Source organism: Corynebacterium marinum DSM 44953, assembly GCF_000835165.1.
Classification (GTDB): Bacteria; Actinomycetota; Actinomycetes; order Mycobacteriales; family Mycobacteriaceae; genus Corynebacterium; species Corynebacterium marinum.
In genome coordinates, this window is record NZ_CP007790.1 from 1,227,382 (window position 1) to 1,242,696 (window position 15,315).

The 15,315-nt window shown below is 68.6% G+C and carries 15 protein-coding genes; 11 read left to right on the plus strand and 4 right to left on the minus strand.

The features are described 5' to 3' along the window. The first annotated feature begins 11 nt into the window (after positions 1–11). From B840_RS05880 to der, 3 genes are read left to right on the plus strand one after another with little or no spacing between them, the layout of a single operon-like run. Positions 12–950, plus strand: a complete 939-nt coding sequence (locus B840_RS05880; protein WP_042621372.1) for a pseudouridine synthase — start codon at positions 12–14, stop codon at positions 948–950. Next, on the plus strand, positions 947–1,642 hold the full coding sequence (gene cmk / locus B840_RS05885) for a (d)CMP kinase (RefSeq protein WP_042621373.1): 696 nt from the start codon (positions 947–949) through the stop codon (positions 1,640–1,642). Before B840_RS05880 ends, cmk begins: the two co-directional genes overlap by 4 nt. Then, positions 1,639–3,186 (plus strand): ribosome biogenesis GTPase Der, encoded by a 1,548-nt coding sequence (gene der / locus B840_RS05890; RefSeq protein ID WP_042621374.1) that lies wholly within the window; start codon positions 1,639–1,641, stop codon positions 3,184–3,186. Before cmk ends, der begins: the two co-directional genes overlap by 4 nt. Before the next feature lie 30 nt (positions 3,187–3,216). On the opposite strand, the gene B840_RS05895 is transcribed toward der, so the two are convergent. The 3 genes from B840_RS05895 to B840_RS05905 form a co-directional block, all read right to left on the minus strand. After that, on the minus strand, positions 3,217–3,558 hold the full coding sequence (locus B840_RS05895) for a hypothetical protein (RefSeq protein WP_156971855.1): 342 nt from the start codon (positions 3,556–3,558) through the stop codon (positions 3,217–3,219). Positions 3,559–3,904: 346 nt separating this feature from the next. Continuing rightward, positions 3,905–4,516, minus strand: coding sequence for a fasciclin domain-containing protein (locus B840_RS05900; protein ID WP_042621376.1), 612 nt, complete (start codon positions 4,514–4,516; stop codon positions 3,905–3,907). 104 nt (positions 4,517–4,620) lie between these two features. Beyond that, complete coding sequence (locus B840_RS05905; RefSeq protein WP_042621377.1) at positions 4,621–5,484, minus strand: class I SAM-dependent methyltransferase; 864 nt, start codon at positions 5,482–5,484, stop codon at positions 4,621–4,623. Between B840_RS05905 and B840_RS05910 the strand changes: the two genes are divergently transcribed. The 7 genes from B840_RS05910 (at position 5,483) to B840_RS05940 (ending at position 13,353) form a co-directional block, all read left to right on the plus strand. Next, a complete protein-coding gene (locus B840_RS05910) occupies positions 5,483–6,943 on the plus strand; it encodes an ABC transporter transmembrane domain-containing protein (RefSeq protein WP_042621378.1) in 1,461 nt (486 codons plus the stop codon). The two genes, B840_RS05905 and B840_RS05910, sit on opposite strands and share 2 nt — an antisense overlap. Continuing rightward, complete coding sequence (locus B840_RS05915) at positions 6,940–8,688, plus strand: ABC transporter ATP-binding protein (protein WP_042621379.1); 1,749 nt, start codon at positions 6,940–6,942, stop codon at positions 8,686–8,688. Before B840_RS05910 ends, B840_RS05915 begins: the two co-directional genes overlap by 4 nt. After that, complete coding sequence (locus B840_RS05920) at positions 8,685–9,521, plus strand: CE1 family esterase (RefSeq protein ID WP_052491110.1); 837 nt, start codon at positions 8,685–8,687, stop codon at positions 9,519–9,521. Before B840_RS05915 ends, B840_RS05920 begins: the two co-directional genes overlap by 4 nt. 11 nt (positions 9,522–9,532) lie before the next feature. After that, a complete protein-coding gene (locus B840_RS05925; RefSeq protein ID WP_042621380.1) occupies positions 9,533–10,579 on the plus strand; it encodes a diacylglycerol/lipid kinase family protein in 1,047 nt (348 codons plus the stop codon). A gap of 91 nt (positions 10,580–10,670) precedes the next feature. Further along, positions 10,671–11,651 carry an ABC transporter substrate-binding protein gene (locus B840_RS05930; RefSeq protein ID WP_042621381.1) on the plus strand — a complete coding sequence of 327 codons (981 nt, stop codon included), beginning with the start codon at positions 10,671–10,673 and terminating at the stop codon, positions 11,649–11,651. Continuing rightward, entirely contained in the window at positions 11,648–12,559 is a 912-nt protein-coding gene (locus tag B840_RS05935; protein WP_042621382.1) for an ABC transporter permease, read from the plus strand. The genes B840_RS05930 and B840_RS05935 overlap by 4 nt, the downstream gene beginning before the upstream one ends. A 2-nt stretch (positions 12,560–12,561) precedes the next feature. After that, the gene (locus B840_RS05940; protein WP_042621383.1) at positions 12,562–13,353 is read left to right on the plus strand and encodes an ABC transporter ATP-binding protein; all 792 of its coding nucleotides are present in this window, start codon (positions 12,562–12,564) and stop codon (positions 13,351–13,353) included. Between the two features lie 54 nt (positions 13,354–13,407). Here the strand turns inward: B840_RS05940 and B840_RS05945 are convergent, their stop codons facing one another. Beyond that, positions 13,408–13,785: a thioredoxin family protein gene (locus B840_RS05945; protein WP_042621384.1), complete on the minus strand. Its 378-nt coding sequence runs from the start codon at positions 13,783–13,785 to the stop codon at positions 13,408–13,410. 151 nt (positions 13,786–13,936) lie between these two features. On the opposite strand from B840_RS05945, the gene B840_RS12860 reads away from it, so the two are divergent. Continuing rightward, entirely contained in the window at positions 13,937–15,289 is a 1,353-nt protein-coding gene (locus B840_RS12860) for an HNH endonuclease signature motif containing protein (RefSeq protein ID WP_156971856.1), read from the plus strand. Positions 15,290–15,315 lie beyond the last annotated feature (26 nt).

A 15,315-nucleotide genomic window follows, 5' to 3' on the forward strand; every position in this document is an offset into this window, starting at 1 on the left:
ACACGATTCCCGTGACTCCACCCGCTCGCCGTGACGGCACACCGGAAAATCAGGGCAGAAAGCCCCGAGCATCCGAGATTCCGCTGTCCAACGCCCGCCCCGCCCGCCACCAGAACGTCTCCGCCCAGGAGCTCCGTAAGAAGGCCTCCACCGCACGCTCCGTCGCCGAGAGTCTCGGCGCGGACTGGCTCTACGAGGGGGAGAACGCCCCCGAGGCCGCCGGCGTGCGCCTGCAGAAGGTGCTCGCCCAGGCCGGTGTCGCCTCCCGACGCCACGCTGAGGTCCTCATCGAGAAGGGCCGCGTCGAGGTCAACGGTAAGATCGTCAAGACCCAGGGCATGCGCGTCAACCCGAACGTGGACGTCATCCGCGTCGACGGCGTGCGCATCAACGTCAATGAGGACCTCGAGTACTTCATCCTCAACAAACCGCGCGGCGTGCTCTCCACCATGTCCGACGACGAAGGCCGCCACTGCGTGGGCGACATCGTCGCCGAGAAGATCGCCTCCGGCAAGCGCCTGTTCCACGTCGGGCGCCTCGACGCCGACACCGAGGGCCTGCTGCTGCTGACCAACGACGGCGAGCTGGCCAACCGCCTCATGCACCCGAAGTACGAGGTGGTCAAGACCTACCTGGCCACCGTGCTCGGCGAAGCCGACCGCAAGCTCGTGCGCACCCTCAAGGACGGCGTCGAACTCGACGACGGCCCGGTCAAGGCCGACTACGTCCAGATCGTGGACACCCACGAGGGGCATTCGCTCCTGCGCGTCGAGCTGCACGAGGGCCGCAAGCACATCGTGCGCCGCATGCTCAAGGAGGCCGGTTACCCGGTCGAGCGCCTGGTCCGCACCAAGATCCACACCGTCCAGCTCGGCGAGCAGAAGCCGGGCACCCTGCGTGCCCTCAACAACGCTGAGCTGACCTCCCTTTACAAGGTGGTGGGAATGTGACGTACGTGAACATACCCGGCGGCGGCCTCATCCTGGCTGTCGACGGTCCCTCCGGCACCGGCAAGTCCACCACCTGCCGCGCGCTGGCCAAGCGCCTCGACGCCCGCTACGTCGACACCGGCGCGATGTACCGCGTGGCCACCCTCGCGGTGCTGCGCGCGGGCGTGGACCCGGCGGACGTCGACAAGGTCATCGAGGTGACCCGCGACCTGCCGCTGGCCGTCAACGACGACCCCGATTCCAGCGAGGTGCTGCTGGCCGGTGAGAACGTCGCCGAAGAGATCCGCGGCGCGGAGGTCACCCGGAACGTCTCCGCGGTCTCCGCAGTGCCGGAGGTCCGCGAGAACCTCGTCGCCCTCCAGCGTCGCCTGGCGGCCGACGCCCACCGCGCCATCGTGGAGGGCCGCGACATCGGCACTGTCGTGCTCGCCGACGCCCCTGCCAAGGCCTACCTCACCGCCTCGGCCGAGGTGCGCGCCCGCCGTCGCTACCAGCAGGACCGCTCCGCGGGCCGGGAAGCCGACTTCGGCACCGTGCTGGCCGACGTGATCCGCCGCGACGAGATGGATTCATCCCGCGCCACCTCACCCCTGCGTCCCGCCGTGGACGCCACCATCATCGACACCTCCGAGCTGACCCTCGACCAGGTGCTCGAATCCCTCATCGAGCTCGTGAAGGAGTCCTCCCGATGACTGAAGAGAACAACCACGAGGACGACACCCAGTTCGTCTTCCATTCCGCTGACGGCGGAGAAATGGACGCCGAGGGCGTCTTCGTCGACGAAGACGAGCTCGCGCCCGGCGACGGGTGGGCCTCGGACGACTTCGACGCCGGGGAATTCAACTTCGAGGACATGACCGAGGAACAGTGGGCCTCCCTCGAGGAGCGGATGGGCGTCGAAAACGAGGAGCACCTCGCCGAGGAGCTCTGTACCGTCGCTATCGTCGGCCGCCCCAACGTGGGTAAGTCGACGCTGGTCAACCGTTTCCTGGGCCGCCGGGAAGCCGTCGTCGAGGACTTCCCCGGAGTGACCCGCGACCGCATCTCCTACCTCGCGGAGTGGAACGGCCGCCGCTACCTGGTGCAGGACACCGGCGGCTGGGACCCCAACGTCAAGGGCATCCACGGCGCGATCGCCCGCCAGGCCGAGGTGGCCATGGAGACCGCCGACGTCATCGTCATGGTCGTGGACACCAAGGTCGGCATCACGGAGACCGACGCGGTGATGGCCAAGATGCTGCAGAAGGCGGACGTGCCCGTCCTGCTGGTGGCCAACAAGTTCGACTCCGACTCCCTCTACGCGGACATGGCGGAGTTCTACGCCCTGGGTCTCGGCGATCCGTGGCCGGTCTCCGCCCTTCACGGCCGCGGCGGCGCCGACGTGCTCGACGAGGTGCTGGCCAAGTTCCCGGAGAAGCCCCGCGCTTCCTCCATCGTCGAGGGCCCGCGCCGCGTCGCCCTGGTGGGCAAGCCCAACGTGGGCAAGTCCTCGCTGCTGAACAAGGTGGCCAAGGAGGAGCGCTCGGTCGTCGACAACGTGCCCGGCACCACCGTCGACCCGGTCGACTCGCTGGTCCAGCTGGATCAGAAGCTGTGGAAGTTCGTCGACACGGCCGGACTGCGCAAGAAGGTCAACACCGCCCAGGGCCATGAGTACTATGCTTCCCTGCGTACCCGCGCGGCCATCGACGCGGCCGAGGTGTGCGTCATGCTCATCGACGCCTCCGAGCCCATCTCTGAACAGGACCAGCGCGTCCTGAACATGATCCTGGAGTCGGGCAAGGCCCTGGTCATCGCCTTCAACAAGTGGGACCTCATGGACGAGGACCGCCGCGACCTCCTCGACCGCGAAATCGACCAGCAGCTCAGCCACCTGCCGTGGGTGACCCGCATCAACATCTCCGCCCAGACCGGCCGCTCGCTGCAGCGCCTCGAGCCGGCGATGATCGAGGCCCTCGAGAGCTGGGACAAGCGCATCACCACCGGCCAGCTCAACACCTGGCTGCGCGAGACGATCGCGTCGAACCCGCCGCCGATGAAGTCCGGCCGGCTGCCGCGCGTCATGTTCGCCACGCAGGCCTCGAGCCGCCCTCCGGTGATCGTGCTGTTCACCACGGGCTTCCTGGACGCAGGTTACCGCCGCTACCTGGAACGCAAGTTCCGCGAGCGCTTCGGTTTCCACGGCTCGCCGGTGCGGATCGCCGTGCGTATGCGTGAGCGCCGCGCGAGGAAGTAGCGGCCACCTACCGCTGGGCGGCGGGCGGCGCTACAGACGCCCGGTCGCACACCAGGTGTAGAAAGCCGTCAGCCCCTCCCGGTGCGAGGGGTAGGTGTGTTTCCCTTCCCCCAGGACGAGCGTGAGGTCGCGCGGGATGGTGTCGGTTCCTGCAATGGCGGTGGCGATCTCCACCGTGCAGCCGGATTCGTTGTCGTGGATGAACCCGGTCCGCGAGATGAGCAGGTCGTCCGTCCCGCGGAAACCCAGGTCCTGCGCGGCCACCGGGAAAGCCTGCGTGGTCACGGCGATGAGGTCGGTGGAGTTCGGCTCCCCGTAGGTGACCCAGTCCAGGGTCTGATCGACGAGCTCAGTCACGTCAGGTGTTGTCATGGCTCCACATTAGGCGCCGCGCGGGGGATTCTGCCACGCCGGGGACATGTCCGCTGCCTCTTCGGCTGGGCCATCGACAGGCGTCGGGTGGTGACGTCGATCATCCTGTCTACGGCCTCTCCCGCTTCGTCGATTGAACGCGGTGGAAGATCATGCGCGCATTCATCCCGATTCTCACTCTGTGCCTGGCGCCCTGCGGGCCGGGCCGTGCGAAGTGATGGCTGAGCGCAAGGATCGCCATGCCTCCACGGATACGCCGCACGTTCTGAGCGGCGGCAGGGGGGAAGAACCAAGATCCGGCCGCACCCTGGAGAGGGTGCGGCCGGATCTGTTGATCGCCCGGTGATTACAGGGTGGGCAGGAGGACAGCGTCGAGGACGTGGATGACGCCGTTGCTGGCGTCGACGTCGGTGCTGACGACGTTGACCCGGTTGCCGGAGTTGTCGACCAGGGTGACCTGCTCGCCGTCGACCTCGATGGTCAGCTCCGCGCCCTGGACGGTGGCGACGGACTGGCCGTCCATCTCCAGGACGTCGGCGGCCATGACCTCACCCTCGATGACGTGGTACTTGAGGATCTCGGCCAGGTCCCCGGTGGGATCTGCCAGAAGCTCGTCGAGCGTTCCCTCCGGGAGAGCGTCGAAAGCCTCGTCGGTGGGGGCGAAGACGGTGAACGGTCCCGGACCCTTGAGGGTCTCCACCAGGTTGGCGGCCTCCAGCGCCGTGGCCAGGGTGGTGAAGTCCCCGGCGGCGACTGCGGTGTCCACGATGTCGGTGGTGGCTGCTTCGGCCGTAGTGGTTTCGGTGACCTCGGTGGTTTCGGTCGCCTCGGTCGTGGTGGTCTCAGCGACGGTTGCCGTGGTGGTATCGGCAGAGTCTCCTGAGTCGGTCGACTCCGCACACGCCCCGAGGGCGAGCGCGAGGCTGATGACGCCGGCTACTGCGATGCTCCGCTTCATGGGGAACCTTTCGTTGTGGGTCAGATCACTTTGTGTGACTGAAAACTATCTTGCCAGGCGTACTAATGACGTGTCCACAATTTATGAGAATATTCAGCAAATTACTAGGAAAATCCCGGCGCCTGGAGGTTTCCTGTCGTGGGGCTGTGCGGGATGCTCCTCTCCAGGACGAAGGCATCGGTGCGGTAGGGGATGGGCAGCAGCTGCCCTTCCTGGAAGCCGAGGCGCTCGAAGAGGTACCAGTCCAAGTTGCGGGTCATGCGCTCGCGGATCTTCTGCGGGGAGCGCAACCAGTAGGAACGCGTCTGCATGAGTTGATGCACCTCACCGGTGCGCAGATGCTGGACCCAGCCGGTGCGCAGCTCGAAGGTGATGCGCCAGGGGTCGTGGACCTCCGGAAGGAAACCCGGACGCTGGATATCGCCGGAGTGCATGATGCGGGCCAGACGCAGGATCCACGGGTGGGAGACGTCGAGGTTGTTCCACACCAGCACCACCCGCCCGCCGGGGCGCACCACCCGGTCCAGCTCCCGGCAGGCGGCGGCCGCATCGACCCAGTGCCAGGCCTGGGCGCAGGTGACGGCGTCGACGGAGGCGTCGGCAAGCGACGTGACCTCGGCGGTGGCCCGCCACACGGGCACACCCAGGCGGGCGAGGACCCGGACCATGTCGGGGCTGGGGTCCGAGGCCAGGACCTCGTGGCCTGACTCGATGAGCCGGGACGTGAGCTTGCCGGTGCCGGCGCCGACATCCAGGACCGTCCGGCGGCCGGCCACGAGGTCGACGACTTCGTCCGGGTAACCGGGCCGGACGAAGTCGTATGTGTCCGCGCCGGTCCGGAAGGCGGAGGCGGAGCGGTACCGGTGGGCGTCGTCGAGGAACTCCGGCGCGTCCTTGGCGGAGGCTGGCCGGGAAAGGGAATCGCGTGGCACGGGGTCAAAGTTACCTGTCGTATGCTTGGGCACCATGAATCGACTTCCCGCAGCTGACGACCCACGTTGGTTGCCCCGGACGGTGATGTCCCGGTGGCGGTGGACCATCCCCTCCGCACTGCTCATGGCGGTCAGTTTCCTCACCAACGGGTTGTCGCCGGTGATCATCGGGCAGGCCATCGACGACGCCATCGCGGAATCGGATCCGCGCCGGCTGGGAATGTGGATCGGGGTGCTCGCCGGCACCTTCCTCGTCGGCATCGTGGCCAGCTGGTTCGGCCGTCGACTGCTCAACCGTTCGATGCTGGTGATCGGGCACGATCTGCGCATGGAGGTCACCGACCGGATCCAGCACCCGCGCGGCGTGGGCGGGCGGCGCCGCACCGCCGGCGAGCTGCTGTCGATCGCATCCTCTGACACCCAGCGGGTGGCCGACGCCGTGTTCATGACGGTGTTCCCCGTTGCGGAGGTGGCCTCCATCCTCTACGTCGGCGCCGTCATGCTCACCATCAACGTGCCGCTGGGCATCGCCGTCCTTGTCGGCGGACCAGTGATCGTGTGGGTTGCGCTCAACGCCTCCGGCCCGCTGCGCCGCAAGTCGACGAACCGGCAGCACGCGCTTGCCCGGGCGGCCGCCACCGCGACCGATGTGGTGCAGGGCCTGCGGATCCTCAAGGGGCTCGGTGCCGTGGACATCGTCCGGGGGCGCTACCGTTCCGTGTCCGACGAGGCCTACGCCCGCACCGTCGACGCCAACGCGGCCCAGGCCCGCCTCAACGTCACGACCGAGAGCACCGGTTCCCTCTATGTCATCGTCATCGCCGTCGCCGCGGCCTGGCTGGCGCTGCAGGGCCGCCTGAGCATCGGCGAACTGATCACCATCATCGGGCTGACCCAGTTCATCATCATGCCGATGACCATGCTGGGCAAGAACATCGCCTCGCGGTGGGCCGCGGCGCAGGCGTCGGCGGCCCGCATCCGCGAGGTGCTCGACGCCCCCTACGAGCTCGGCCCGGAACACACCGGCGTGCCGGATCTGCCCCCGGGCCTGTCCGTGGTGACCGGACACGCCCCGGAACAGCTCATCCTGGCCCCGCGCGACCGTGTGATCGTCGCACCCCATTCGGCGGACCTGTTCGAAGGCTCCGTCCTGGCCAACGTCCACCCGGACCCCGACCGGGCGCGGGCCGCGCTGCACACCGCGGCGGTGGAGGACCTGCCCGGCGGCCCGGAGCGCGAGGTGGGGGAGAACGGCCGGAACCTCTCCGGCGGGCAGCGCCAACGCGTGGCGCTGGCCCGTGCGGTGGCCGCCGACGCGGAGGTGCTCGTCCTGCAGGACCCGACCACGGCGGTGGACTCGGTGACCGAATCGAGGATCAGTCAACGGGTGGCCGCCTGCCGGGCGGGCCGGGCGACAGTGGTGTTCACCGACGCCCCCGCCTGGAAGGCCGTGGCCGACCGGGTGGTCGGCGGGGCAGAGGAGTTGAGCGTATGAGCGACCTGAGATTCCCGCTGGCGGACCTCGCCCAGGTCCGCCGCGAAGTGGGTCGGCAGATCAGCGCCGTGCCCGGCGCGCGGGCGCAGGCACTGCTCGCCGTCCTGCTGCTCAGCCTCGGGGCGGGCGCCACCGTCGCCATCCCCTGGCAGCTGGGCAGAATCGTCGACCTCGTCATCGAGGAGGGCGCCGGCCTGCTCTCGGCCGGCGGCTGGCTGGTCCTGGCGGCCGTGGCGGGCGCGGGCCTGAGCGCGGCCGGGTTCTTCCTCATCTCCCGGCTCAGCGAGCGGATCATCGCCACCCTGCGCGAGGAGATGGTGGGCACCGCCCTCGGCCTGCCGGTCCACCGGGTGGAGGACGCGGGCACCGGCGACCTGGTGTCGCGCTCCACCGACGACGTCTCCCAGCTGTCCTCGGCCGTGACGGAGACCGTGCCCATCCTCAGCAGCTCCCTGTTCACCATCCTCGCCACGGCCGTGGCGCTGGTGTCACTGAACTGGCGTTTCCTGCTCATCCTCGTGGTGGTCGCGCCGATCTACTTCTTCGCCGCGCGCCGCTACCTCCAGGTCGCGCCGGGCCGCTACGCCGCGGAGCGGGCGTCGATGGCGGACCGGGCCCGCCGGCTGCTCGAGGCGATCCACGGGCGCCACACCGTCCGTGCCTACCGGATGGAGGCGGTGATGCACGAGAACATCCGCCAGGCGTCGCAGGCCGTGGTGGACAACGGATTCTCCGCGCGCCTGTCCATGATCGCCCTCCAGGTGTGGATGTCGCTGGCCGAGTTCCTCATCCTCGCCGGCGGGCTTGTCGTCGGCTATCTCACCGTCCGCGAGGGGTCGCTGACGGTCGGCGCCGTGACAGCCGCGATGCTCATGCTCATCCGTCTGCGCGGTCCACTGATGATGTTCATGCGGGTGCTCGACACGGTGCAGTCCGGGTACGCCTCGCTGACCCGCATCGTCGGCGTGGTCATCGACCCACCCGCCGCGGTCCCGGATTCCGGCGCCCCGGCGAAGGTGGGGGAAGTGGTCGTGGACGGCGTGAGCTTCAGCTACGGCTCCGGCTGGGCCGTGCGCGACGTCTCCCTGCGGATCCGCCCCGGCGAGACGGTCGCGCTCGTCGGCGCCTCGGGTGCCGGAAAAACCACCGTCGCCGCGCTCCTGGCCGGGTTGCGCATCCCGGATCAGGGCAGTGTGACCGTCGACGGGGTTGAGGTGTCCTCGCTTTCCGACGCCGAGCGGGTCGCCCGCCTGGCCATGATCTCCCAGGACGTCCACGTCTTCTCCGGCACCCTGCGCGAGGACCTCACCCTGGCCAGCCCGCAGGCCACCGACGCCGACCTGCTCGACGCCCTCCGGCGGGTCCGCGCCGACTGGTTCCCGGACCTGGCGGACGGTCTGGACACCGAGGTCGGTGCCCGCGGCCATCAGCTGGACCCCGTGGCCGCCCAACAGCTGGCGCTGGCGCGCATCCTGCTCCTGGACCCGAAGGTGGTCGTCATGGACGAGGCCACCGCCGAATCGGGTTCCGCCGGCGCCGGCGACCTGGAGGCCGCCGCGGAGGAGGTCACCGGCGGTCGCGCCGCCCTGGTGGTGGCGCACCGGCTCGACCAGGCCGCCCGCGCCGACCTGGTCCTGGTGATGGAGGAGGGGCGGATCGTGGAATCCGGGACTCACACCGAGCTGGTCACCCGGGGCGGCCGCTACACCGACCTGTGGTCCGCCTGGGCCAGGGGACGCGCATGAGGGCCGCTCTCACCCTGATCACTGCCGCTACGCTCCTGCTCGCGGGGTGCGCCGCACCACCGGAGCGGGGGGAGAACGCGGCGTCGAGAAGCATCGGCGCCCCGCAGAAGACCAGCCAGGGCACACTCACGGTCGACGGCAAGGTGCGGCACTACCGGCTGTCCACCCCGGAGGGCTTCTACCGCGGGGCGCAGTGGCCAGTGATCTTCGCCTTCCACGGCTGGGACGAGACGGCCGCCGCACTGGAGGAGACGACGGGGCTGAACGACGCCCCGGCTCTGGTCATCTACCCTGACGGCGTCGACCGGGCCTGGGCGCCGGCGCCCTACGCGCGGACGAGCGGGGCAGAGGACCTCGCCTTCGTGCGCGCGCTGCTCGACGACGTGGTCTCCGAATACCCCGTCGACCGGCGCCGCATCTTCGCTACGGGCTTCTCCAACGGCGGCGGATTCGCCGCGTACCTCAGCTGCCGCATGCCGGACACCTTCCACGCGGTCGCCCCCGTGGGGGCCGCCTACTATGCGCCGATCCACGCCGACTGCGTCGACCAGCCCGTCGCGCGGCTGGACATCCACGGTACCGACGACCAGGTCATCGACTACCACGGGGGCACACGGCACGGCACGCTCTACGAGTCTGTGCCCGCCGTGCTCGACGAGGTCGCCCGGCGCAACGGCTGCGGGGGGACCGCCATCACGCGCAACAGCCAGCAGGTCATCGAACAGCACTGGCTGAGCTGCCGTCTCCCGCTGGTCCACCTGCGCGTGGGCGGAGGCGCGCACGTGTGGCCGGACCTGGCGACAGCGGAGGTGCGCAACTTCTTCGGTGTGTAGGTTGGGGATTCATGAGCACCAACGATTCCGCTGATTCCGACCGCCGCGTGGCCGTGGTCTACAACCCCGTCAAAGGGGATCCCGAGGATCTGAAGCGTCTGGTGGCCGACGCCGCCGCCGAACACGGGTGGCACGCACCCCTGTTCCTCGAGACTTCCGTGGAGGACCCCGGCTTCGGCCCCGCCCAGCGGGCCGCCGAGGACGGCCACGACATGGTGCTCGCGGCCGGTGGCGACGGCACCGTCCGCGCGGTCGCCGCCGCGCTCCACGGCACGGACGTGGCCCTGGGCGTCATCCCCGCGGGCACCGGGAACCTCCTGGCGCGCAATCTCAAACTGCCGCTGGACATCCCCGAGGCCGTGCAGGCCGCCTTCACGGGGCAGGACACCCGCATCGACGTCTGCACTGCCCTGCTCACCCGCCCCGACGGCGAATCCGAGGAACTCGACTTCGTCGTCATGGCCGGCATCGGCGTCGACGCGGGCATGATCGTCAACACCGACGAGGACCTGAAGAAGAGGGTGAAATTCCTGGCCTACGCCGTGGGTATCGCCAAGTCGCTGACCGGCGGGCGCCGCGTCCGGCTCACCTGGCGGCTCGACGGCGGCCCGGCGCGCCGCACCCGCGTCCACTCCCTCATCGTGGGCAACTGCGGGGACCTGGTGGGCAGCATCCCGCTGCTTCCCGACGCCGTGGCCAACGACGGGCACTTCGACATCGTCTCCCTGCGTCCCACGGGTCTGCCCGGCTGGCTGCAGATCGCCGGGCAACTGGCGCTCCACATGGGCCGTAAGGTGCGCAACCGCCTGGCGCGCCGGGATGAACAGGTCACCGGCGGCGCCAACGACAGCGACACCCTGCGCTACGCCACGGGCACCCGCCTCGAGGTGACCCTGGCGCATCCGGAGGTCTTCGAAGTCGACGGGGACGAGGTGGGCGAGGTCTCCTCCTTCACCGTGACGATGGAACCGGGGAGCCTGGTGGTCCGGGAGCCCGTGCCGGAGCCGCCCACCGAGCCGGGGGAGCCCCGGCCGGGCACCAGGGCATTCGACTCATAATTCCTTAAGGCGGGTGATGGCGGGTGTGACATGGTAGTTAAGTACATTGAACGACGTATCAGATCACACCTGGCAATGGAAGGAACTCCTCATGTTCTCCCCTCGCACCACGGTGGTGGCAGGCCTCACCGCCGCCGCCCTCTTCCTCACCGCATGCTCCTCTGACTCCGATTCCTCCACGGACGCCGCGGGCGACGACGCGTACACCGTCGGAATCAACCAGCTCGTCCAGCACCCCGCCCTCGACGCCGCCACCGCCGGCTTCAAGGAGGCCTTCGCCGACGCAGGTGTGGACGTGGAGTTCGACGAGCAGAACGCCAACGGCGAGCAGGCCACCGCACTGACCATCGCCCAGCAGTTCGCAGGCAAGGACCTGGACATGGTGCTGGCCGTTGCCACCCCGGCCGCGCAGGCCACCGCACAGAACATCACCGACATTCCGGTCCTGTTCACCGCCGTCACGGACCCGGTCTCCGCCGAACTGGTGGATTCCGAGGAGGCCCCGGGCGGCAACGTCACCGGCACCTCCGACGTCGCCCCCATCGGGGACCAGCTCGACCTGCTCAAGGAGCTCGTCCCGGACGCCCGCACCGTCGGCATCGTCTACGCCTCCGGCGAGGTCAACTCCCAGGTCCAGGTCGAGGCCGCCCGGGAGGCCGCGGGTCCCCGCGATCTGGAGATCACCACCCAGACCGTGACCACGGCCAACGACATCCAGCAGGCCGTCGAGGCCCTCGGCGACGTCGACGCCATCTACGTGCCCACCGACAACATGGTCGTCGCCGGCATCGCTTCCCTGGTCCAGGTCGCCGAGCAGAAGCAGATCCCGGTGATCGCGGCCGAGGCCGGCACCGTCGAGGGCGGCGCCGTTGCCACTCTGGGCATCGACTACACCGAGCTGGGCCGCCAGACGGGCGAAATGGCCCTGCGTGTGCTCCGCGACGGCGAGGACACCGCCACCATGCCGGTGGAGAAGGCCACCGAGTTCACCTACGTCATCAACGAAGACGCCGCGCAGCGTCAGGGCGTGACCGTCCCGCAGGCGATCCTCGACGAGGCCGAGACCGTATGATCGGCGCCGTCGAAGTCGGCCTCATCTACGGGGTGATGGCCCTGGGCGTCTTCCTGACGTTCCGGGTCCTCAACTTCCCCGACCTGACGGTCGACGGCAGCTTCACCACCGGCGCAGCCACCGCGGCCGTCGGCATCCTCAACGGTTGGCATCCCGTGCTGGCCACCCTGGCGGGCTTCGTCACCGGTTTCCTTGCCGGCGCCGTCACCGGTCTACTGCACACCAAGGGCCGCATCGACGGGTTGCTCGCGGGAATCCTCACCATGATCGCCCTGTGGTCGATCAACCTGCGCATCATGGGCGGGGCGAACATCCCCATGCTCCGCCAGGAAACGCTGTTCACCCCGCTCCGTGACGCCGGAATCCTGGGGACCTGGGCCGGCGCGGCCATCCTCGCCGTCCTCGTCTCGCTGCTCGGGCTGATCGTGGTGTGGTTCCTCACGACCGACCTCGGCCTGTCCCTGCGCGCCACCGGCGACAACGGGCAGATGATCACGTCCTTCGGCGTGTCCACCGACTTCACCAAGACGCTCACCCTGGCACTGTCGAACGGTTTCGTCGGCATGTGCGGCGCGCTCGTGGGCCAGTACCAGGGCTTCGCCGACATCTCCATGGGCATCGGCCTCATCCTCGTCGGACTGGCCTCGGTCATCCTCGGCCAGGCCGTCCTCGGCCAGCGCATGCTGTGGCTCGCGGTGTTCGCCGTCATCGTCGGCGCCGTGATCTACCGCATCATCATCTTCCTGGCGCTGCAGGTCGGACTCGACCCCAACGACATGAAGCTGATCACCGCGCTCCTGGTCATCGTCGCCCTCCTGGTGCCACGCTGGAAGGGTCTGACCAGCAGAGTCAGCCGCCGGCCCGCAGCAGCGGCCGGCGCCAAGGTTCCGGCCGGAAAGGCGGTGTAGCAGTGCTCAGCATCGACTCCATCTCCAAGACGTTCTTCCCGGGCACGGTCAACGAACGCACCGCACTGGACAACGTGAGCCTGACCATGGACGAAGGCGACTTCGTCACCGTCATCGGCTCCAACGGAGCGGGCAAGTCCACGCTCCTCAACGCCGTCTCCGGCCGCCTTCCCGTCGACTCCGGCACCGTCCAGATCGACGGGAAGAAGGTCAACCGGCTGCCCGAATACAAGCGCGCGCAGTATGTCGGCCGCGTCTTCCAGGACCCCCTGGCGGGCACCGCCCCCAACCTCACCATCGAGGAGAACCTCTCCCTGGCGCTGTTGCGGGGCAAGCGCCGCGGCCTCGGGCGCGGGTTGAACAGGAAGCGGCGTGAAGAGTTCGTCGAGAAGCTCGCCAGCCTGGAGCTCGGCCTCGAGGACCGCCTCGCGGCCAAGGTGGGTCTGCTTTCCGGCGGCCAGCGCCAGGCGCTGTCGCTGCTCATGGCAGGGTTCACCAACCCCCGGATCATGCTTCTCGACGAGCACACCGCCGCCCTCGACCCCCAGCGCGCCGAACTGGTCACCGGCCTGACCGAGAGGATCGTCTCCGAAGGCGGGCTGACGACCCTCATGGTCACCCACAACATGGAACAGGCGATCCGCCTGGGCAACCGGTTGATCATGATGCACGAGGGACGCATCGTCTACGAGGCCGACCAGGCCACGAAGTCGAAGCTCACCGTGAGGGACCTGCTCCAGGAATTCACCAACATCAAGGGCGCCACGCTCTCCGACAAGGCGTTCCTGGGCTGACCGTCCGAACACGGGAATCCGCCGCCGGGCATCCGGCGGCGGATTTTTCTCGTCTCAGTCGACCGCCATACCCTCCACGAACGTGATGAACTCCTTCTCCCGGCTCATGATGTCCAGGAACCGCGGGGCGTCGGGGACGGTGCTGAAGGTGCCGGACTCCGGGCGGGGAGTGGGGTCGCGGTAGATGAGGTCGCCGTCCCGGTAGATGAGCAGCACCGGGATAGTGGAGATCTCCAGGTCCTTGACCAGGCGCTGCTGGATCTCGACCTCGGCGTCGCCGAAGGAGGCCGACGGGACCGCCTCCGAGGCGGTCTTGAAGATGCGGTGGAAGCGCAGGCACGGCCCGCAGGAGGTGGACCAGAAGTTGACCAGGACCAGGCCGTCCCGGCGGGTGAAGTCGTCGAAGGTGTCGTAGGTCAGGGGAGTGATCATGTGTCCATTGTCGCAGGAGAGGTGGACGAATTGGTCGGTTGACCTGCACGTATCTGTTGGCTACCCCTGGAGTTTACCCCCATGTCGGGGTCGTGCTCTAACTTGATTTTCGAACACATAGTCTATCGGCGGGAAGGGAGGAGGCATGGGCATGCGGGCATCATGGGCGGTTCTCGACGCAGACGACTTCTACTACTCTGCCCGGCAAGCGAAAGTCTCCTCCGAGTACGCGTTCTGGCGCATCTGCCAGGTCGGCACGGAGCCGGCTTCCGAGGAGGACTGGACCACGGTCACCGCCATGCTCCACCGGTCCACCGGCATGTCCCACGGCACCATAACCCGCCATCTCGACGCCCTGCACACTCTTGACCGTCTGCCCCGGCTGAAAGCGTTGGTGGAGTCCACCTGGCTACTCGACATGACTCACCTCGGCTACATCGACCGCACGATCATCAAGGCCCCCGCCGAACTGCGGGAGGACGCCTTCTTGTGGGCCGCCCTCGACGACGATCTCATCGAATGTTTCACCCCCTCCCGGGCCCGTCAGCTGCTGCCCGGGAAGAGGGCCATCGTCGACACGGTGAGCAACACCATCCGGAGCGTCGAGGCCGCCGCCGCCCCCGATCAAAAGCCCGAAGGCGGGGAGACGTCCGCAGGGCCGACCCCCTGCGAAGACCCGGCGTCGCTGATGCGTACCCTCCCGCCGCCCGAGGATCCTTTCTCTCCCGTGCTTGACGTGCAGGATCTGGCCGGAGGTGAAATTCGCTTCGAGCTCATCGTCGACCAGGCCACGGGTATCCGGATATCGGACGCTGTCAGCGGGGTCGCCTCCGGCGGCAAGATCAGTCAGGCCAAGGCGATGGTGTCTCTTCTGCTCGGGAACGTCACCGCCACCGTGACGACGTTGCTCTACCAGGCCTCGGACATCGAGCACGCGCCCGCGCTGCACCCCACCCACGGCATTCTCACCGACCGGGCTGCTGAGGTGCTGGCGGGCATGGTCACCCGGACCATCGACATGGCTGGGGCCGCCGAGGCCGTCACCCACGCCTATGTACCGACCTTCGGGATCCGGTGCAGCATCATCGGCCGCGACTGGGTCTGCCGCTGGCCGGGGTGCAACCGTCGGGCTGCCCGCTGCGACGCGGATCACCGGGTCAACCACGCCGAAGGCGGCCCTACGACGGCGGGCAACATGATCATGCTGTGCAGGCACCACCACAACCGGAAGACCGACGAGCAGATCCACTACGTCCTCGACCCCCACACCGGGGATGTGTACTGGTTATTCAAGGACGGCACCTGGACGGTCAGCGAGGCGGTCGGCCCCCTGACTCCGAAAAAGAAACGCTGGGCGCAGACCTACAGCCAGCGCCGGTCCCGTCAGTACGAACGCGCCGCCGCGAAGGCCGCCGCCGAGCGCTTCGAGGCCTACCAGTCGAAGGCGGCGAATGCGCCACCGGCCCGGACTTCCGGGTCCGATCCCGACCCGCCGCCCTTCTAGGGATCGTGGCCGACGGGGCGGGGGAA